This is a genomic window from Paenibacillus sp. ALE2, from assembly GCF_054113385.1.
In genome coordinates, this window is record NZ_CM134213.1 from 4972193 (window position 1) to 4993355 (window position 21163).

Annotated in this window: 17 protein-coding genes and 1 pseudogene; 2 read left to right on the plus strand and 16 right to left on the minus strand. The window is 45.2% G+C overall.

From position 1 onward, the window contains the following. Positions 1 to 74: 74 nt before the first annotated feature. The 6 genes and pseudogenes from ACXHJ1_RS21195 to ACXHJ1_RS21220 all read right to left on the minus strand — a co-directional run bounded on the left by ACXHJ1_RS21195 (position 75) and on the right by ACXHJ1_RS21220 (position 7253). Positions 75 to 875, minus strand: coding sequence for an HAD family hydrolase (locus tag ACXHJ1_RS21195; RefSeq protein ID WP_457906192.1), 801 nt, complete (start codon positions 873 to 875; stop codon positions 75 to 77). A gap of 347 nt (positions 876 to 1222) precedes the next feature. Further along, positions 1223 to 1534 (minus strand): annotated as a pseudogene (locus ACXHJ1_RS21200) (transposase); the annotation flags it as partial. A 203-nt stretch (positions 1535 to 1737) separates the two neighbouring features. After that, the gene (locus tag ACXHJ1_RS21205) at positions 1738 to 2346 is read right to left on the minus strand and encodes a DUF2062 domain-containing protein (RefSeq protein ID WP_016821089.1); all 609 of its coding nucleotides are present in this window, start codon (positions 2344 to 2346) and stop codon (positions 1738 to 1740) included. Between the two features lie 134 nt (positions 2347 to 2480). Continuing rightward, on the minus strand, positions 2481 to 4934 hold the full coding sequence (locus tag ACXHJ1_RS21210; RefSeq protein ID WP_016821088.1) for a glycogen/starch/alpha-glucan phosphorylase: 2454 nt from the start codon (positions 4932 to 4934) through the stop codon (positions 2481 to 2483). Between the two features lie 46 nt (positions 4935 to 4980). After that, positions 4981 to 6084 (minus strand): glucose-1-phosphate adenylyltransferase subunit GlgD, encoded by a 1104-nt coding sequence (glgD, locus tag ACXHJ1_RS21215; protein WP_016821087.1) that lies wholly within the window; start codon positions 6082 to 6084, stop codon positions 4981 to 4983. Positions 6085 to 6107: 23 nt separating this feature from the next. Next, a complete protein-coding gene (locus ACXHJ1_RS21220; RefSeq protein ID WP_457905190.1) occupies positions 6108 to 7253 on the minus strand; it encodes a glucose-1-phosphate adenylyltransferase in 1146 nt (381 codons plus the stop codon). A 255-nt stretch (positions 7254 to 7508) separates the two neighbouring features. On the opposite strand from ACXHJ1_RS21220, the gene ACXHJ1_RS21225 reads away from it, so the two are divergent. After that, positions 7509 to 7646 (plus strand): hypothetical protein, encoded by a 138-nt coding sequence (locus tag ACXHJ1_RS21225; protein WP_013370876.1) that lies wholly within the window; start codon positions 7509 to 7511, stop codon positions 7644 to 7646. Between the two features lie 128 nt (positions 7647 to 7774). On the opposite strand, the gene ACXHJ1_RS21230 is transcribed toward ACXHJ1_RS21225, so the two are convergent. The 6 genes from ACXHJ1_RS21230 to ACXHJ1_RS21255 form a co-directional block, all read right to left on the minus strand. Next, positions 7775 to 8587 (minus strand): DUF3891 family protein, encoded by an 813-nt coding sequence (locus tag ACXHJ1_RS21230; RefSeq protein ID WP_457905191.1) that lies wholly within the window; start codon positions 8585 to 8587, stop codon positions 7775 to 7777. Positions 8588 to 8722: 135 nt separating this feature from the next. Continuing rightward, positions 8723 to 9523, minus strand: a complete 801-nt coding sequence (locus ACXHJ1_RS21235) for a response regulator transcription factor (protein WP_457905192.1) — start codon at positions 9521 to 9523, stop codon at positions 8723 to 8725. Then, complete coding sequence (locus tag ACXHJ1_RS21240; RefSeq protein WP_457905193.1) at positions 9513 to 11435, minus strand: sensor histidine kinase; 1923 nt, start codon at positions 11433 to 11435, stop codon at positions 9513 to 9515. Before ACXHJ1_RS21240 ends, ACXHJ1_RS21235 begins: the two co-directional genes overlap by 11 nt. Before the next feature lie 44 nt (positions 11436 to 11479). Then, a complete protein-coding gene (locus ACXHJ1_RS21245; RefSeq protein ID WP_457906193.1) occupies positions 11480 to 13126 on the minus strand; it encodes an extracellular solute-binding protein in 1647 nt (548 codons plus the stop codon). Between the two features lie 26 nt (positions 13127 to 13152). After that, positions 13153 to 14040 carry a carbohydrate ABC transporter permease gene (locus tag ACXHJ1_RS21250; RefSeq protein WP_457905194.1) on the minus strand — a complete coding sequence of 296 codons (888 nt, stop codon included), beginning with the start codon at positions 14038 to 14040 and terminating at the stop codon, positions 13153 to 13155. A gap of 14 nt (positions 14041 to 14054) precedes the next feature. Continuing rightward, positions 14055 to 15017, minus strand: a complete 963-nt coding sequence (locus ACXHJ1_RS21255) for an ABC transporter permease (protein WP_016821080.1) — start codon at positions 15015 to 15017, stop codon at positions 14055 to 14057. A gap of 254 nt (positions 15018 to 15271) precedes the next feature. Between ACXHJ1_RS21255 and ACXHJ1_RS21260 the strand changes: the two genes are divergently transcribed. Continuing rightward, positions 15272 to 16162, plus strand: coding sequence for a hypothetical protein (locus tag ACXHJ1_RS21260; RefSeq protein ID WP_016821079.1), 891 nt, complete (start codon positions 15272 to 15274; stop codon positions 16160 to 16162). A 168-nt stretch (positions 16163 to 16330) separates the two neighbouring features. Here the strand turns inward: ACXHJ1_RS21260 and ACXHJ1_RS21265 are convergent, their stop codons facing one another. The 4 genes from ACXHJ1_RS21265 to ACXHJ1_RS21280 form a co-directional block, all read right to left on the minus strand. Continuing rightward, on the minus strand, positions 16331 to 17188 hold the full coding sequence (locus ACXHJ1_RS21265; protein WP_016821078.1) for a DNA-binding protein: 858 nt from the start codon (positions 17186 to 17188) through the stop codon (positions 16331 to 16333). Positions 17189 to 17365: 177 nt separating this feature from the next. Continuing rightward, positions 17366 to 17812 (minus strand): acetyltransferase, encoded by a 447-nt coding sequence (locus ACXHJ1_RS21270; RefSeq protein WP_031463366.1) that lies wholly within the window; start codon positions 17810 to 17812, stop codon positions 17366 to 17368. A gap of 123 nt (positions 17813 to 17935) precedes the next feature. After that, the gene (locus ACXHJ1_RS21275) at positions 17936 to 19435 is read right to left on the minus strand and encodes a UxaA family hydrolase (protein ID WP_457905195.1); all 1500 of its coding nucleotides are present in this window, start codon (positions 19433 to 19435) and stop codon (positions 17936 to 17938) included. A gap of 17 nt (positions 19436 to 19452) precedes the next feature. Next, on the minus strand, positions 19453 to 20946 hold the full coding sequence (locus ACXHJ1_RS21280; RefSeq protein WP_167438441.1) for a tagaturonate reductase: 1494 nt from the start codon (positions 20944 to 20946) through the stop codon (positions 19453 to 19455). Positions 20947 to 21163: the final 217 nt, after the last annotated feature.

Genomic DNA, 21163 nt, shown 5'->3' on the forward strand with positions numbered 1-21163 from the left:
AATAATAAAGAGCGGGGCAATCACACCATTGCCCCGCTCTTTTACAGAATGCAATACCATTTGACAGACAAGGGTCACTGCAAATCCAGTATTTTTTGAATCGTGAAAAGAACACCATTTTCTTCGTTTGACTTAGTAATGAAGTTTGCTGCCTTTTTAGTATTTTCACAAGCATTACTCACTGCAAAACTGTATTTCGCGATTGCCATGAGTTCCACATCATTCTCGCCGTCACCAAATGACATTGTTTCCTCGTATGTGACGCCCAACATTTCTTGCAGTTTCTTTACTGTCTCACCTTTGTGCGTATGCAATGCCGTGATATCCAACCATCTAGCTTCAGAATCAACAATATAAATTTGTCCACCTAACGTATTCTCAACATGTGCTCTTAATGCTGTACTTCGCCCCTCCGTGTCGAAGACCGTGATTTTGATAAAACGGCTATCTATGTTTGCAAAGGAGTCTGTTTTTAATACACGTTCATAGGAGCCTTTAACAACTTTATACATATCTTCTGAAATGGAAGAATGAACGTACGCAGCATCACTTGCACATACAATAAGCGTCATATTGTTGTCGAAGTCTTGAATTTGATCAATCGCCTGTAGAGCTAGATCCCGATCAATACTAAACTCTTTAACCACTTGGCCATCTTTTTTAATTCGAGCAGCACTGTCACCCAGTATCCAAACTCCCTTGCCATGTTCGTCAAACAATTTTTCAACACGTTCACATTGTTTACCTGTACATGCGACAAATGTAACTCCTTTTTGCTGCATCTCTGCATAAACTTTTTTGAAAAGTTCGACATCGTACTGACTTTTATTGTTCAGAAATGTTCCGTCTAGATCCGTGACTACAAGTTTAATTATACTTATGCCCTCCAGTTTTTTGCTTGTCTTTTTTGTCCTTTTGATTAAAATGATCTACGTGTTTCACTTGCATGTTTTCCACAAGAATTTGAATTTTTTGCGAATATACAATTGCGCTGATGATAAAATACGAACCTATCAAAATGCATGTGGTCAATATAATTCCCACTAATATTCCCATGAGTATTCGCTTCCTGTGAAGTTCATAAAGGTCTTTTTTTATATACTTTATAATGAATGTTTAAAAAGTATCTAAAAAAATTCAAAACGAGTTGGTAACATGCTTATCTATGATCTCTCGCTACAAAACAAGATTAAAATATGTAACTGGTTTCATGTCAATAAATTAATTTCAGTACATCAGACTTTAGCGTGGAATGAAACGATTCGATAGGGGCATAATCAGCGGGTGTTCCTTTACGGGACATGCTCATGCTCATGGTCATGCCTTTTCCCTTTACTGCAGCTTGATAAGCCTGTGACGTATATACGCTTCCCTGAACGCTGTGGAGCAGCATGCTTGTCTATTTTGGAAGTTGATTCAGCGTATCCACAACCAAGGACGTATCTTGCTTGTCCGCTATACTGTAAGCCATAATCTCCCCGTTGTACAGGTCTAGAATGCTAGAGAAGTACAATATCTTTCCGCCAAACGATAAATTTTTCCTACAACAGTAGTCGTGCCTTTTTTAAGAATGTATATTCGTTTTTCTATATTTTCACGGTATATCCATCCAGGTTAATCCCAAAAAGAAACATACACATAATCCTTAGACGTGACATAAAAGTAAAGATTTGCTTAACCCAAAAGAAGCCCCTCAAGGCCTAAACGATAGGCTCAAGGAGCTTCTGATGTACAACATTATCCATTCTTCAGCAATCTGGTCGGCGAAAATCCTGCGCCATGACGCAGTTTCCGCTTTTCCAACCGTTTGTGCAGCGAACGGTTATACAGAACCTGAATGACAAAATACGAAATTATGCCCAGCACCACACCGAAAATAGACATGCCGATCAGGATGTGGAGGCCTCCGTGCAGTAAGTCTCTGAATACAGACCAGTTGCCGTGAAAAAGCTCCATAAAAGAATGCTCGTGAAGTCGACCGCCCCTGACATGTACCGGATAATGTGATGGATAAATCCAAGCTCCCAGTTGCTTGGCGAATGGCATCAGTACAATAGGCAAAAAGGTCAGCTTGCCGACAACGTTACCCACAATGGCGGCAGGCAGCGAACCACCGGACAGCCGAACAATCGGGTAAAACACGAGGTATACGAGAGAGGCCGTGGAAATTACGATCATCTCCAGACCAAAGCCAATGGCGAAGCCCAAAGAGATTTTTTTAACTCCACCAGGGGCGCGCAACAGCTTAATAAAATTCAGACGAATCGCCCGCCATATATTTTGAAACACATTGTATTTCTTCCTTGATTTATGAGGTTTGAGCCTTTTCGGATTGAACTTTATCAATAGGAGGACTCCTTCAACAGTACAAATTCAAGTTTAGGAATGAGTTCAAATAACTCCCCATCCTTACTTAGTCTATACTGTCATTATAACCCTCACCGTTCGAAAAGCAATGCTATTCCGCCTGTTTCGCTATTTTAGAACACAATTCGCTTATTGACATCGCTGGATAGAGGTACAAGGTCCCAAATCTCAGCCGCGTATTGCTGGATTGTACAATCACTGGAGAATTTCCCGGAATGGGCCATATTTACAATAGCACGTCGTGTCCACTCCGAAGGATTGCGATACACCTGTTCAATATGAACCTGCGTATCTACATAAGCTGCAAAATCCTTAAGCACAAAGTATTCATCATTATGATCAATCAGAGATTGATAAATGGCCTCAAATTCCCGTTCATGCCGCGTAAAAGGTGCATCGTTTACCAGTTGATCCAGCACTTCACGCAATCTTTCATCACTGTTAGCTGTTATGCGTGCCGAATACTGTCCATTCCGATAGTAGTCCTCAATCTGATCTACCTTCAATCCAAAAATGAACATGTTGGCATCGCCTACCATTTCATGCATTTCAACATTAGCTCCGTCCAATGTACCCAGTGTGAGCGCGCCGTTCATCATAAATTTCATGTTCCCTGTGCCTGATGCTTCCTTGCCTGCCGTAGAAATCTGTTCACTGACATCCGCCGCAGGAATAATCAGCTCCGCCAGCGAGACCGAATAATTTTCAAGGAAAACGACTTTCAGCTTGTCCTTAACATCTACATCCCGATTGATCGTGTCCGCCACATTATTTATGAGCTTAATCGTCTGTTTAGCGAGAAAATAACCGGGGGCTGCTTTCGCGCCAAAAATAAATGTACGTGGCGTAACATCCAACGCAGGATTACTTTTGAGCTGGTTATATAGATGCATCACATGTAAAATATTGAGCAGTTGTCGCTTATATCCGTGCAACCGTTTGACCTGTACATCAAAAATGGAGGATGTATCCAGTCGTACGCCCTGTTTTGCAAACACATGCTCAGCAAGCCTGACCTTATTATTTCGCTTAATCACCTGAATCCGTTCTTGGAACGATTCGTCCCCACTGTAGCGAAGCAGGTCAATGAGTTCGCGTGGACGGGTTCTCCAGCGTGTACCGATAGTCTCATCATACAAGCTTGCCAGCTCCGGGTTGGCATGCATCAGCCAGCGTCTATGGGCAATTCCGTTTGTTTTATTATTAAACCGGTCAGGATACAATTCATGAAAGGACTTCATCTCTCGTTCCTTCAAGATTTGCGTATGCAGTGCAGCTACCCCATTCACACTGTAGCTGCCGACGATGGCCAAATGAGCCATACGAATTTGTTCACCATGAATAATCGCCATTTCACCAATTTTGATGTCCTGACCCGGATAACGTTCTAATAGCATAGCGCAATAACGTTTGTTCATTTCTTCAATGATCAAGTAAATCCGGGGAAGCAGTTCTCTCACCATGTTGACGGGCCATTGTTCCAGCGCCTCACTTAATATCGTATGATTCGTATATGAAACGGTCCGTGTCGTAATATCCCATGCTTCGTCCCACCCCAAGCCTTTCACGTCCATCAAAATACGCATCAGTTCCGGTATAACCAGCGTCGGATGGGTATCGTTAATGTGCAGTGCTATTTTATCAGGCAATTGACTGTAAGGTAAACGAAGCTTCTCAAACGTACGCAAAATGCTCTGTAATCCGGCCGAGCAGAGGAAATACTGCTGCTTCAAGCGAAGCAGCTTACCCTCATAATTGGAATCATCCGGATAGAGAAATGCCGAGATGGACTCTACCGATCGATTGTAATCGAGAAAGCGGTAATATCCGCCCTCGCCTCGAATCGGTCCTCGAACGGGATCAAGCGCGGATTCCGCACTCCAAATCCGTAGCGTATTCACCTGCGCATGACCATAGCCGACCAGCGGAATATCGTAAGGGACGGCCCAGACCGTCTCGGCATCCTGTGTCTCGAACACAAGACGCCCCTCCTGTTCACGAGTTTCCACACGTCCCCAAAAATGAACCTCGACCTTTTTGTCAGGACGACGTTCCTCCCATACATTCCCTTTCTGTAGCCAGTAATCCGGCAGTTCCACCTGATTTCCGTCTACAATACGCTGCTCAAACAGGCCATATTTATATCGAATCCCGCAGCCATGCCCTGCATAGCCAAGGGATGCTAATGAGTCCATGAAGCAAGCCGCCAGACGGCCGAGACCCCCATTGCCTAGCCCTGCGTCTGCTTCCTGTTCCTCGATTTCCTCCAGATTCCATCCCAATTCCCCCAATGCCTGCCGAACCATATCCAATACGCCCAAATTCAGCAAATTACTACCCAATAGACGACCTATTAAAAATTCCAATGAAAAATAATAAATCTGCTTCACTTGTCCTTCTTTGTAGGCTTGGTTCGTTTCTGCCCAATTCTTGCCGACTTGTTCACGAATCATGCCGCCCAAAACCTTATATACGTCTTCCGACTGAGCCTCCTGCATCGGTTTACCCAGTCTTCCGACTAGTTGCTCTCGAAAGGCCTGCTTAAATGCTTCTTTATTGCTGAACAAAGTGGTACCTCCTGTTAATTCCGTTTTAATGGCTAAGTATGATCTTTTAAATCACGCTATTCTTGGCAATCACATAGGGAACTTTAATGTCTCCAATCAGAGTTCGATCTGGTGAAAGCTGTACATCCTTATCTAAAACCACATTCTGCACAACTGCGCCTTTACGGATGATGCATTTTTGCATAATAATCGAGTTGCTTACCCGCGCGCCTTCCTCTACTTGCACGCCACGAAAAAGAATGCTGTTCTCGACCTTCCCCCCAATGGTGCAGCCATTGGCAACAAGGGAATGATCCACCTCGGCGCTGTACGTATAACGCGTCGGAGCTTCATACTTGATTTTGGTATGCACCGGCTGATTCTGGAACAGGGCTTGATATTGCTCCTGATCCAGCAGTTTCATGCTATTTTTATAATAGCTCTCGATAGAATTAATAACTGCATGATAACCATCATAGCGATACGCGTAGATGCGCAGGCCACTTGGATTTTTCTGAATCGCATCGCGAAAGAAATGATTATCCTGATGAGCAATGCAATGCTTTACCTGATCCAGATACAAGCTTTTGTCCATCACAAACATTTCTAGATAAATATTATGATGATCCTGCTCCTGATGAATACCGGTCACTCGTCCGCTGTCGTCAATCTCCAGCCGTACACACGGTGCATGCTCAGTTTCGAGCTGGTGAATGGGTTTATATACGAGGGTGACATCCGCATTCTTTTCCAGATGATATCGGTATACATCCTCTAAATCAACCTTATTGATATGCTGAGTTCCTGCATGTACAATGGTTTGCCCCGATGAGCGATGGAAAAAGTCCAGATTATTGTGCACATGCTGCAAGTCCCCACGTGATGTGTCCGTCGGATCGTTCCAGTCCGGTGGCAAAATAAACAACCCACCCCTTCTGCGGTCTAAATCCCATGGCCGACCTTCACCCAAATGATCCAGCAGCGAACGGTATTTGCGGCGGATAAACAGTGCAATATCCTGCATCCCTGCATGCATCATATTGGATAAGGTGAAATCAATGAGCCGATATCGACTAGCAAAGGGTACTGCTGCCCCGCACCGGAAATAAGTCAACTCCTTCAATTGATCCAATTCGTGATCCAGGTTGATCACTCCAATGAGCCGGCTCATAGCGGACACCGTCCTTATCCGAGTTATATTCGTGCGTGAAGCTGGCTTTCCTGATCGAACAAAATAATCTCATCCAGGCTATCTTCAGGTCCAATGACTGCGTTGTCTTCAATAACCATGTTCTCATTCACGATGGCCCGGTGAATACGTACATTGCGTCCGATTTTTACATTCGGCATGATGACAGAATCGGTAATAACGCTCCCCTCACCGACTTCAACCCCATAAAACAGTACGGAGTGTCTTACTTCTCCATCCACCATGCAGCCTTCATTTACGATGCTGTTTTTCAGGATCGCCCGCTGGGTGATATACTGGGCAGGTTGATTGGGGCTGCGGGTATAGATGCGCCAGAACGGGTCATTCAGATCTAGCGGCGGGTCCTGAACCAGAAGATCCATATTAGACTCCCACAAGCTCTGAATGGTGCCCACATCCTTCCAGTACCCAGCAAACGGGTATGCATACAGCGACCGGCCATGCTGAAGCAATAGCGGAATGATGTCTTTACCAAAATCATGTGAAGATTCAGAATCACTTGCGCTTTCCAGTAAGTAGTGACGCAACACATCCCATTTGAATAAATAAATACCCATAGAGGCCAATGTGCTTTTCGGCTGATCAGGCTTCTCCTCAAAGTCGTATATCTTCAGGTCCTCATCGGCGTTCAGTATCCCAAATCGTTGGGCCTCCTGAATCGTGACATTGATAACAGAAATGGTGCAATCGGCTCCCTTTTCCTTGTGATAGTGGAGCATTCGACTGTAATCCATTTTATAAATGTGATCCCCTGACAGAATGAGCACATGCTCCGGGTCATACTGATCCAGGAAATGCAGGTTCCGATAAATCGCATCCGCTGTCCCACGGTACCAATTGTTTCCATTCTCTTTCTCGTGCGGTGGTAAAACGAAAACTCCTCCATCCAGGCGATCCAAATCCCAGTCGCTGCCTACGCCGATATAGGAGTGAAGCACCAACGGCTCATATTGGGTCAATACGCCCACGGTGTCTATTCCCGAATGAGAGCAATTGCTGAGAGGGAAATCAATAATACGATAAGTTCCTCCAAAAAATACTGCCGGTTTGGCCAGTGTGCGGGTTAGTCCTTTGAGTCTTTTGCCTTGTCCGCCGGCGAGCAGCATGGCAACCACTTCCTTCTTTCTCATAACAAAGACCTCCCTGTCATGTGCGTCTGAAGCAATTGTGGCAGGATATTTGATAATATCCATTAAACGTGAAAAGACAGTCGTAATCGTTTCATTACCAATGGAACGGGTAAGATGTGATGGAAAGGGTAAATCATAGTTATGCGGAACGAGTGCAAGGAATCACTAAATCGTAAAATCCCGTTCATCATTTCACATTTTGGATGCTTTTTAGGCATTAGCGTATGACAACATGATCATAAGGAGGCGTTATTGATGAAGAATAAAAAATGGGTAGTAGCAGCATTGGGAATGGGTGTTACGTATCTGATGAAAAATAAAGGAGCGCGTGATAAGGTGTTGAATAAGGTACAGACGATGGTCAACCGTGCAAAAACATCTGCAAAATCTTAATCGTAAATTTTAAAGCCAGAAACAAACGAGCCTCTCTGAAAAATTGTTCAGGGAGGCTCTGCTCTGACGCTACTCAGCAACCACGAACAATGCACAACACATCGGTTCGAGGCTGAATCATTAGACGTTCAGGCATTCTCCTTTTGCTCTTCTACTTCCATGATATGTTCGATGGTAAAGGTTCGATGCGTGCATTCGGAGGAACGGTACGCTTCTAGAAGACCCGAGGTACGAATGTTCTCTTTACTCACCTTCTTGAAGGTATGAGTAATCTCTACTTTACCCTTGAAAGGGAAAAAGGACAGACCTACTGTCTGGTCCGATAACCACTCAGCCCGAACCCGTCCGCTTTCATGACGAACAGCCGGGAAGCTCAAACCTTCAGCAAACCATTCATAATCTGCTGTAGGAGTACCCGGCTCTCGGCTGCATAAAAACAGACTCAATTCGTCGCAAAACAACATTCTCCGGACATCTGTCCGCACTTGATGTTCGAAGGTTACACTGCATGTCAGCTCCTGTCTTAGCCTCTGGCGACGCTGTTCCTCTGCCTCTTGATAAGCATGCGTAATCTGCTTGTCCTGAGCTTTTTCATGCTCGGTCCGTCCGACGAGCTCCTTGTACATCAAGCTGCACAGCAACGCCGCATACGCATTCTCTTGCTCGACTTCATCAATCCCGAGACGATAAAAAACAAAACGTGGACTAAGCGGAAAATCGATAAACGTATAAGGTGCTGACACATAATCATTCCAGAAAGGAGCAGCGTCCAGCCTAATCCAACCCCGGTCATGCTCCCTCGCTGCATATATAAAATCCTGTTTATGACGTCTATTTTTAAAGGCACTGTCTTCCCATTGTGAAGCCAACTCACCTGAAATACGGGCATGGTCATGCTGCGTCGTCATGATATAAGCTTGATCCGTTTCATAAATAACCATATGCTATCCCCTTCCGTTAGGCGTCTATCTGATATGTGTACAAACTTTCTGATCGAAGGCCATGGTTATGTTTACCTTCATTCATTATATCAGGATAAGGGTAAAAAGGCAGTGAAGTTTTCTCCATCCTTACTTTCAATTACCCCTTAGATTCTTCAGCCGAAACTGCTGCGGACTCATCCCTTCCAGTTCACGGAACACCTTGTTAAAATACTTGGCATTGTCAAAGCCCACAGTAGCCGCAATTTCATAAATCTTGCCCTCTTGACGCCCTAGCAGCTTTTTGGCTTCTGCAATGCGCAGCCTTTTTAAATATTGAACAAAACTAAGACCTGTATAGGCTTTGAACGCCTGACTAAAATACGTATAATTCAAGGATACTACATTAGATACTACCGCCATGTTCAAATCCTCGCTGAAATGAGCATGGATGTACTGGATTGCTCTCGTCAAGCTGCCGCTTCTATCGGCAATCGCACTAGCAACGTTCGTTCTTCCAGTCAGTCTATCTATCTCCCCGCTATTCACACAATCGTTTATTAGAGAGTTCCTTTGCTGTAATTCTTCGTTCAAAACTGCTAACGCACTGAACAGTTCCTCTCTCACGATCGGCTTCAGCAAATACTCCCGCGCTCCACAACGAATCGCTTCCCGCGCATATTGGAACTCGTCATATCCACTGAGAATGATTACCAAAGGTCTGTCTCTTGGCTCCAGCTTGCGAATATGCTGCATCAGCATAATTCCATCCATAACAGGCATACGGATATCCGTTATCACCAACTCGGGTGAAAACTTCTTTACATGCTGCCAGGCTTCGCCTCCGTCCTTGACCAGCACGCATTCATAGAGATCGGAATACTCCCGTTCGATCATAGCTTGTAGCCCCATTCGAATGTTCTTCTCGTCATCTGCAATCAACAGCTTAGTCGTCATGGTTCGCCCCCCTCGTGATGTGACGTCTAGGCAAAATCAGGGTTACTGTCGTCGATTGTCCGGGAATGCTGGCCAGTTTTACGCCAAACCCTAGGCCATACTGCATACTCAAACGGCGGTGCACATTATACAAACCGATCCCCCTATTTACCCCGGGCTCGTGGGAACCCATATCCGTCTGTTCCAGACCAGCCATGATGGCGTTTTTTCTTTCTTCAGACATCCCCACTCCGTTATCCTGTATACGCAGTTCAACGATATCTTGCTTGGAGAAGGCTTCAATGGTGATGCGCAGCGGGCTTTGTAATGCACCCCAACCGTGCTTTATCGCATTTTCGACTACAGGCTGCAGCGACATTTTCAGTATTTCCAGTTCCATAAACGTCGACGACAGGCGAATGTCCAGTGCAATTTGGTTATCATGGCGGATGTTCATAATGGCTACATAATGCTGAATATGACGGATTTCATCCCGCAAAGAAACACACGGCCCAGACCATTGGAGATTATAGCGCATCATCGAACCAAGGGAGGTGAGCGCATCCGACAGCGGATACTGTCGCTCGATCTCCGCCATCATTTTTAGATTTTCCAATGTATTATAGAGAAAATGGGAATCAATCTGATGTTTGAGTCCCTGTAGCTCGGCCTCCTGAGCAGCGGCCTGCTTCTGTACAGCCTCAGCAATGAGCACGTTAATCCGACTTAGCAAACTGCGAAAATATAGTGCTAGCTCCGCGACTTCTCCCCGCCCATATACCGGGATTGTAAGCTGAAAGTCGCCCTCCTGCTGTACTTTTTTCATAGATTCACGCAGTGTATGCAGCTGCTTGAGAATAAGGGCGTGCAAGGTATAAGAAATGACGGACATTAGCAATATTAATATACAAATAATGAGCAGCATGGCATTGCGTTTTTGACGAAGGTCACCCAGCGGACCGTCCAGCGCCACTACATTTAGCAGATAGGCATCTAGTCCTTCTATATAACGGTACAAACCAAGATAGGGCTTATTTCCATAGGTAAAGTCAAAAGCACCACCCTGTCCCTGAACGCGGGACTGTAACAGATGGTGCACATGGGACAGAGGGATCGGAATGGGATCAGGTTGAAAGGAAGCTGTAGCTATATCGGTAGAAGACACTGATTTTCCACCGTTCAGGATGAACATTTGCCATGCATAATCACGTGGTACGGTTCCGAATACTCTAGGTGAAAAGAGCTCCAGCCTCATGTTGGTTTCCACTAAGCCTGCGTGTTTTCCCCCGCTAGCCTGAATTTCACGCAGCAATGCTATATACCGTACCGCTTCACTTTCCTGCCCTGCTTGCCCCAGCAATAAGCTCTTAGGTCCCTTGTATATATCCCACCATATTTTTCCTTGCTGATGTTGAGCTGTTGTCAGCCAGGAAGCTTTGGGCAGGCGTGATTCATTGAAAATCATGGGCCATATTTCATGTACCTGGGGATTACTCGTATACAGCCGGATATTCTCTACGTTGGGATTGCTGTATAGCAAGTGCTGTAAATTGGGAAACACATTTAAGTTGAATTGAACCAATTCATCGCTACTTATTTCACGTTCCTCGGTTAGATAACGAAGTACGTTGCGATCTGAAATCGCAAGCTGTGCGGTCCGCTCCATAATTTCCATATTGCTGTGAATCTGGGCCAGCTCTGTATCCAGTACATACTGATTTTGTACGGTAATGTCATGCATGGTGTTCTCGTACAATTGATGAAAGGTATATAGCGAGAACAATACCACCGGGATTAAAATGACGCCGATATAAGCGACAATGAGCTTGACTTGAAGGGAGCAGCCGCCTAGCCGATCGGCCGTATCCGTCAGCCACTGCCATATATGGCGGCGCAGCAGGCTCTTCAGCTGTGAACGTACACGGCCTGACATGAAATCACATCCTTAACATTCAATAGATAAATGATTGAGCGAGATCATTTTGTGAACTGTTCCATTTTTTTGAGGTTTTCCTCATAGGCTTTTTGTTGATAAGCCATTACTTTGTCATAGCCTGCTTTTCTGCGGTCTTCCAAAAAGCGGGCAAACAGCTGATCGAACTCCTCATCCGAGGAAGCTAGCAGCAGCTTCGGTAATGCCTTGCCCCAAATTTTGTCTATCTGGCCTGAAGCAATGCCTTCTGCCGAGGTTCCGGTCGGTTTGATATTTTCATATTGGGAGAAGCTGTGGGTCTTGCCTTTCGTCCAATCTTCCGGCTGCTTATACGGCTCGACGCTGGGCGGCGCCCACTGCAAATTCATATTCGTATCCATCAGCATCCAGAAAGTGAAGGAGGCGCCATACTTTTTGTCAAAAGCAGAGCGATCCTTGTTCAGCAGTTCCAGTACCTCCGGCTTGAAGGCTGGCTTACCGTTAACCGTGTCCCACAGCTTTCCCTGCTCCCCTAGATATAGATCACGGTTCCCTTCCTCGCTAATCAGATAAGTCAGAAATTCAATAGCCCGCTCCTTGTCTTTGACATCCTTCGAAATGAGCGTCACCGTCCAACCGGAAATGCCCGGCCCGGCCAGCGTCGGCGGGTCCAGCTTACTGTTGGAGGGTCCATCCACCGCAATATAGACGGAGTTCGGGTCCTTCGCATGTAACATCACCTGTTGTGTAGCAAAGTCGGAACGCTGATATAGCATGGCAAAATATCGGCCTTGTGCCACCTTTTCCTCCATTTGCGGACGTTTGTCGATAAATACGTCCTTGGCGATCAGGCCCTGCTCGTTCGCTTGACGGAATGTTTTGAGCCAGCGAATGTATTCTTCGTCTGAACGACGGTCGTACAGCTTCCCATCCTTTTCATGCGGAATGGCTAGAAAATTGAGTAAATAGTCTTCAAAAGAATAATTCCCGTTATCCGTAAATTCGTGGAACCCTATCGGGATCAACGGCTGACCGTTCACCTCTGGAAATTTCTCTTTCGCTTTTTGAAGCGCTTTCAAAAATCCTTCCGGTGTTCTCATATCCGGCTTGCCAATCGCCTCATACATATCCTTCCGAACCATAAACGTCTGATTGGAGACAAAATTTTGGCCGTATTTTTGGTAGTCCTGCGGTGAAGAGGACGCGTTGGGATACCCATATACATTCCCGTCTGTTTGACGATACCAGGACATTTTGGCCGGGTCAGCCACTTTAATCAGATACGGATCGTATTTCTCGGCCAGCTTGTTAAGCGGGAGAACCATCTTGCCCTCGATCATTTTTTTGACCGCATCCTCCCCCCAACCAAGCGTGACAAAATCAGGCAGCTTACCGGAGGCGAGCATGGTATTCAGCTTTTCATTTTCATTCCCAGCAGGTACGATAAAATTGACACTGACTCCAGTCTTTTGCGTCACATATTTCGAAGTCATATCCGTCCCCCACTTGTTCGGGAACCAGGAAAAATTTAAATACCAGTCAAACGTAATCGGCTCTGTATCGGCCTTCCAGCCTGGCGCATCTGCCGAAGCCTTAGTCTTCTCGTCCTTCAATTCCGTGACAGCGCCACTTCCACCGGATGTACATCCCACGAGCGTTCCTACCAGTAGAACAACAGCCAACAGCCCCTTCTGCCATTTGCGAATGTTCATCATAAATCTCCCCCTTGGATGATATGCTAGCCCTTAACCGAGCCGATCATTAGCCCTTTGACAAAATATTTTTGCAGAAATGGATATACAAGTACAATCGGCAACGTTGTTATGACCATCGTAGCCAGCTTGATGGACTGCGAAGTAACGGACTGGGCGACAATCCCGGGTGCGGCAGACATCATTTGATTAGAGCTGGATTGGGCAACAACCCGGTACAAATACGTCTGAATCGGCTGAAGATCCGTATTATTGATATAGATCATTCCTGTAAAATAATCGTTCCACTGGTACACCCCATGAAACAACGAAATGGTCGCTACTACAGGCATCGATACAGGAAGTACGATCCGGCAGAAGATGCTGAAGTCGTTAGCACCGTCTATTTTCGCCGCCTCCTCCAACGCAACCGGCAGCTCCCGGAAAAAAGCCATAAAAATAATAAGGTCAAAAAAGCTGAACATTGCAGGAATGATGTACACCCAAAAGCTGTCCAACAGCCCAAGATCACGAATCAGCAAATACGTAGGAATCAAACCTCCACCGAAAAATAGGGTAATGGTGCCGATCAGCATATACAGCTTACGCCCGATCAGCTCTCTACGGGAATATGCATATGCAATCATTGCGGTAAAAAACACATGTACAATCGTGCCAATTAGCGTCTTGGCAACCGTTACCCCCATCGCAGTCATAATGCCGCTGTTGGCAAATACAGCCTGATAGCTATCCAGACTAAAGAGTCTCGGCCACCAGTAAATGCCGCCTCGCATTGCGTCAGCTCCTTCGTTAAAGGAGTTCACCAGCACATACCACACGGGATATAAGGTCACAAAACAAATAACCAGCATGAAGATGTTGTTGAAGAAATCGAATATCGCTTCGCCTGCTGTTCTGCGTCGCAATAACTGCATACATCCGTCCTCCTTCAAAATAGAGAGGTATTATTCATCCGTTTGGTCACCGAATTGGCTATCAGCAGCAAAATGAGAGCAAGAACTGATTTTAGCAATCCCACCGCAGTAGAATACGAGAAGCGTCCCTGCTGAATGCCCACCTGATATACATAAATATCAACTACATTACTTGCACTTTCATTTAGCGAGTTACGCAGGACAAGAATTTGATCAAAGTTGGAGTTCAATATGCCGCTGACCGCTAAAATAAACAAAATGGATATTGTGCCCTTGATGGCGGGAAGTGTGACGTACCACATTTTCTGAAACCGTCCCGCTCCGTCAATGGTGGCTGCTTCGTACATGTCCGTAGATACGCCCGCCATGGCTGCCAAATAAATAATAGCTGACCATCCAAGCTCCTTCCAAATATCCGAGCTGACGACGATAGTCCAAAAATAGCCTGGCTCCGCTAAATAACTAATCGGCTGGTCGATCCAGCCCCAAGCCAGCAACAGTTGATTGATCATCCCAGTATCTGCCAGCCATGTGGTTAAAATTCCGCCAAGAATGACCCATGATAGAAAGTGAGGAAGGTACGAAATGGTCTGAATGGATTTTTTAAACCGCGTAGACCGGATTTCATTTAGAAACAGAGCAAATACAATAGGTAACGGGAACCCGATTGCCAGCTTGAGCAGGCTAATGCCCAGTGTATTTTTGACAATATACCAGAAGCTATCATCCTCTAAGAAGGCACGAAAATGTTCTAACCCCGCCCATGGTGCGCTTGATATAGTACCAATAATGTCAAAATGTTTGAAAGCAATCAAAATGCCGTACATCGGAATGTAATGGAAAATAATCATCCATACCACTCCAAGCAGTGCCATGGTCTGCAAATGTCTTTGTTGAGCCCATCTGCGCGCTAGTGATGTCCCCTTCCTCGATCGAACCGACGGCTGTGGCTGTGGATTTTTCCATCCTGTACTCATGCAGAAGACCTCCTTTCTTTTTTTATAAGCACTTACATCCATTATTTTAGGGGCTTCTGCTTCTAATGAGTAGTACTGGATTTTTTGATTTTGGTGTCTAAAGTTCACGTGAAGATAGGACAATACGCAAAAAAATTATTCCAGCCCTTGGATTTTCTATTTCTATTAATTTACGAAAAAGACTATCAGATGGTACGATAAGACTATATAGAATTCCAATCATTACCTATGTGCCTAGATCAGGAGGATTAAGAATGGAAGAATTAGTTCGTTCGATTCAGAAACAGGTTCGGATTAAAAGGTTTGCCTGCTGGGCAGGGTTCTTCATGTTTGGCCTGTGTACTTTAGTCGGCGTGGCAGCTCAGGAATGGTTTATGACCCTCCTGGGGCTCGGGATGACAGTCCTATCGATTTATGGATTGACCATGCTGCGCGGTATGACAAAGTTAAGTAAAGAGTATCAGCCAGGAAAGGGCTATGGTTATTATCGCCGTACGGCACAACAAAAGCTGCGTTATTTGACTTGGGGACAGTGGTTACTCGGCGGCTTTATCGTTTTGATGTTCTTTATATACCACGTCCGCCTTAGTGCTTTTCTTATAGCTATCTTGGGGATCTTGACCATTCAATTCAGTATCAAAAAACGAATTAAAAATCATCAGGAGCCCGACGTCACAGAGTTGGATGAGTTTGTACGGATGGGGATTGTCTCTCCGCATGAGCAAACTATTGGAGTGTATAAAGATTTCCTACACCTTAGCCATACGTTTCAGGGTAACCAAATTGTTATCGTTACTGACAAACGGCTGATATCTGTGTTTGTAGAGGAACAAGGACGTGCGTTGAAAACAGAAATACTACTTTCAGGTATAAACAAAGTACGCGCCATCGGTACGGGTTTTCAGGGTCAAGGTTTATTACTGTCTGTAAGCAACCGTGACCATAACGAGCTTCACATTCATATGGTCGGGAAAAGCATTTACTTTTCGCCAGAGCAATTCGTGGGCTGCTTGCTACGAGCACTGGACGCAGCATTAAAAATTGGATCATACAGTACAGAAGAAACATTCCCCGCTTACCAACAGACAAGGATTTCATTGCATCCATTAGAACAAGGTTTGTTGCACAAGCCTACAACCGCTTAAATATTCCTCATAAAAAACGCTAAATAGCAAGCAAGCTCTGATCTTCATGAGCTTACTTGCTATTTGGTTAATCAAAACATCCTACTTTTTACCATTCTCACTTATTAATGATTGGCTCCATGATAAAACACGGTGATGAGATCATGACTAGTTACAAACACCAGCAAACTAAACAGACTGAGCGACAACGGGCGTGAAATCAATTTTTTCATCCTTTAACACTCCTTTTAGAATAGTTATATATTGGTCTTGCTGTGTTGCCGTAGCTTGGGATCTGAAAATCTCAAATATAGCAGTACATTTCCTAAACTCATGCTCATGTTCCATACCCAGAGTATCGGACAGCTTGAGAGATTGCAGGATATAGCCCAACGCAACCCTAAACTGCCGCAGTTTTATATAATAAAGAGCCAACTGATAGCAGAAGCGAAAATAATATGAAACATTCACAGGCTCTTCAAAATATTTAAAATCCTCAATTTGTTCGGCAAATGATTCAAGCACGCGCTCCAAAGGATAGTCGTGTCTGGTCGCTCCCTCAACAATGGAAAGAAGTCCTGGTAACAGCTCTTCCGGATTGTCACGAAGAAATTGAACGTATTCCTGCAACATTTCGGAACGACCTGACAAAATATCAAGAGCATATAAATTAGCTCTCGCAGCATGGCGATAATAATCCACTTCTGCTTCTCCATATGGATCGAGACCATTAAACCAGCCTAACTCTGCATATTTTTCAATGCAGTCTCGGGCGGCCTCATACTTGCCCTGTTTTTGGAAGGCCATGCCTTTCATAAGATGACTGTAGCCGTAATAGTAGACTAACGGCCGTTTGGTATGTATCGGTTGTATAGGTTTCTTGAATGCTTTGTAGAGCTGCCACTCTTGATACTTCTGGTTGACGTGGTAATACAGCTGATCGCATAAAGCGATCATATGGGTACCATCCATAAACGAAAAGGACAGCTTAATCATGTTAACAAGTGTGTCTAGATCTGTGATGTCGGAGTGAACAAGATCATCCACCCTCCCCACCTCCTTGTCCGACTTTTGTACTCATCAAACAAACCATGATCTATATCCCAATCAAAAATAACTTAATTACGTATTTATAACGTAATTAAGTTATATCATGAAATCAAACATATGACAAGGAAAATTATAAAATATTCCAGTTTTCAAAATGTAGATCCTATAGAGCATTCATTTGTTCAGTTCCATATGAAGCAACGGAAATGCCCGGCCTGATCCATCCAGCGCAGATCGTCCTGTTTGTTTAAAGCCATAATGTCTATAGAAAGCATGCGCCTTCTCGTTTTGCTCATTCACATCTACTTTGAGGTGCGTCCCTTTTATTTTTTCAGCATGCTTGATAAGTCGGCTGCCTGTGCCCTGTCTATGCCGTTCTGGGTCGACAAACAGCATCTCTATTTTCTGCCCGTCCAGCCCGATAAAACCCGTGGGCTCCTGAAGTTCAGTACATTCTACCCAAACCTCAATTTCTCTAAAAGCGCCGTTACTTACGATGTGATGGTAAAATTGAATGTCCTCTTCAGACAAAAATGTGTGCGTTTGGCGTACTGCCCGAAGCCAAATATCTACGAGTTGATCATGATTTTCTTCTCGATAAGCAATAATGTCATGTGGCACTGTATTTCCCCCTTATGCGAATATCCGTATAGTATGGTTTGCAGTAAGTCTAACATGTGTATTTAGCAGCATTCAAACACAAAAAGGAGGCGGATTCTTCCGCCTCCTTTAGGTTACAACCCTTTACAATGTAACACCATTTTTGAAGATAGCAAGCTCCCTGAAATTGTTTTTCTCATTATTCACCCAGGTTCCACTGGCTACGTCAATAATGTAATCGACAAAGTTGCGTAGCGCATCTTCCATACTGACATCCTCCACCAGTGAACCAGCGTTATAGTCGATCCAGTGAGGTTTAGCCTTATATAGCGGCGAGTTGGTCGACACCTTCATCGTCGGAACGAACGAGCCAAAAGGCGTGCCTCGCCCGGTTGTGAATATGACGAGCTGACAGCCCGCTGCAGCAAGCGCCGAAGAAGCAACCAGATCGTTCCCCGGCGCGCTGAGCAGATTAAGTCCCTTGGTCTTGAGACGCTCCCCGTACTGAATAACATCGGTGACCGTGGAGGACCCGGATTTTTGCGTACAGCCCAGTGATTTATCCTCCAGTGTCGTGATGCCGCCTGCTTTATTGCCTGGTGACGGATTTTCGTATACTGGCTGCTTATAATCCAGAAAATATTGTTTGAAATCGTTAATCAAATGTACGATCTTATCGAATACTTGCTCATCGGCAGCGCGCTCCATTAAAATCGTCTCCGCGCCGAACATTTCGGGTACCTCCGTCAGTACGGTCGTTCCACCCTGTGCTGCCATATAATCCGACAATCGTCCAAGCAGTGGATTGGCAGTAATACCCGACAGACCGTCAGATCCACCGCATTTCAAGCCGATGTTCAGCTCAGACAAAGGTACAGGCTCCCTTCGATCTTCTTGCACAGCTGCAAAAATTTCATGGAGCAACCTTACCCCTTCCTCCACTTCATCCGACACCTCCTGGGAAAGCAAAAATTTCACCCGCTCCGTGTCATATTCCCCGATGGCTTCTTTAAATTCTTTCATTTCATTGTTCTCACAGCCCAAACCAAGTACTAGTACGCCACCCGCATTCGCGTGTTTCACTGCATCAATCAAAATCGTGCGCGTATGTGCATGGTCGTCGCCCAACTGAGAACATCCATAGTTATGCTTGAGCACAAGTGCATTTTCAAAAGGTGAGATATCTCCCACTTCCTGCTTGAAGCGGTTTAAAATGAGTTCGGCAATTCCGTTCACACAGCCTACCGTCGGCACAATCCACAACTCATTGCGAATCCCTACACGACCATCCTTGCGCCGAAATCCTTGAAACGTCCGACTCTCCTGTTCATAAATATGAGGAGCTGGCTTAGGCTTGTAAGTATATTCCTCCACACCTGTCAGATTCGTTTTCGTATTATGCGTATGCACATGTTGACCTGCCTGAATGGGCTGAATGGCATGACCGATGGGATATCCGTATTTCAGGACATGCGCACCTTCAGGGATGTCCTGCAACGCAATTTTGTGCCCACGCGCTACATCCTCCGCCAGCTCCACGCATTGTTCTTGTTGTGCTCCCCATGCCAGCGTCTCTCCCTGCTTGTAATCACGCAAAGCGACAGCCACGTTATCTTGATCATGAATTTGAATGAATTCCAGCATTCCAGTCTCCTCCTTGCTTATGCTCCAGGTACGCTGTTCCCGGTTAGAGAATCGAGCGTCTCCTTCATTCCTCTGCTTGTAATTTCATACACGTGCTGCGCCGTTTGTTCAGCCAGCCCTTCGATCTGATTCAGATCTTGACCCCACCATGTCTGTTTGCTGAGTACCTGCTCGGTCAATTGCTTCGCTCCAGCGAGAGATCCGTCATACGTACTCCACAGTTCGCCAAACGTGCTCAATACTTCCGCTTCGTCGGCCAATGCAATCGACTCGCCATTTCTGTCTCCCCGGTAAAATACGAGTAAGGATGCTAGCGAAAATACGATTTTGGCAGGCAACGCCTTACGCTGTGCCACATACTGTAGCAAGGATGGCAAGTTCCGTGTCTTGAACTTGGATACCGAATTCAATGCGATGCTCATGACATAATGACTTACATAGGGATTACGGAACCGTTCAATCACATCGTCGGCATATACATTCAATTCCGCTGCTGGCGAGTCCAGTGTCGGAATAATTTCTTCTCGAATCAACGACTGGATATATTCGCCCATAACCTTATGCTCGACCGCTTGCCCCACTGTATCCAGGCCATATAGATAGGCTACAGGGGTAAGCGCCGTATGTGCTCCATTCAAAATGCGCACCTTCCGTGTACGATATGGCGCCATATCGTCGACAATCAGTACATTCAATCCAGCCAAATGAGCAGGTAATTCTTCTTTAAGCCACTGTGGCCCTTCAATAACCCATAAATGATACTGTTCGCCCACAACAACCAAATCGTCCTTGTAACCCAATTCCGCTTGGATTTCATGAATCCGGTCTTTGGGATAACCAGGTACAATCCGATCCACCAAACTGTTGCAGAACGTATTCGCTTTCTCTAGCCATGCAATAAATTCGGACCCAAGCTCCCATTGGTTCGCATATTTCAGAACGATTTCCTTGAGAGCGTCTCCATTACGGTCGATGAGTTCGCACGGAATAATGACCAGTCCCTTGCTTTGATCGCCCTTGAAAAATTGAAAGCGCTTGTACAGAAAGGCGGTCAGCTTGCCTGGAAAGCTTTTTTGCGGGCGATCTTCCAATTGATCCTCAGGTGCATAAGCGATCCCTGCCTCCGTTGTGTTTGAAACAATAAAGCGCAGCTCTGGCTTTTGGGATAATGCTTCATACTCCATGAATTCCGGGCCGTATGGATTAATACCACGAGTGACGCACTCCACAACGGTATGCTCTTTCATGGCTTTCCCGTCCTTAATTCCTTCAAGGATAACCGTATAGAGACCATCCTGTACGTTAAGCTTCTCCACAAGGCCTCCTGGCTGCGGTTGTACAATCACAACCCCTGTATTCCATTCTGCCAGCTTATTCATTTTGTCAATTTGCCAGTCTACAAAAGCACGCAGGAAGTTCCCTTCCCCGAATTGCAGTACCCTCTCGGGATGTGGTTCTGTAATAATAAAGCTTTTTCTGTTTAATTGGTCTAATTCATCTACATGTTTCATCTGGAGTAGCCTCCCACTAGTACCATAATGATTTCACCGTTATTTTATCACAATGCACACGTTAACAAAATAGTTTTATCAACATTTTTAGTTTAAAAAAATAATAATGACAATAATATGAACACGTTAACATATACGTTTATATAAAAATATGCAAGTATATTGTCCTTCTTGCGTTGTTTCGCACCTGTTCCAAGACGGTTAAGGCTAACTATTA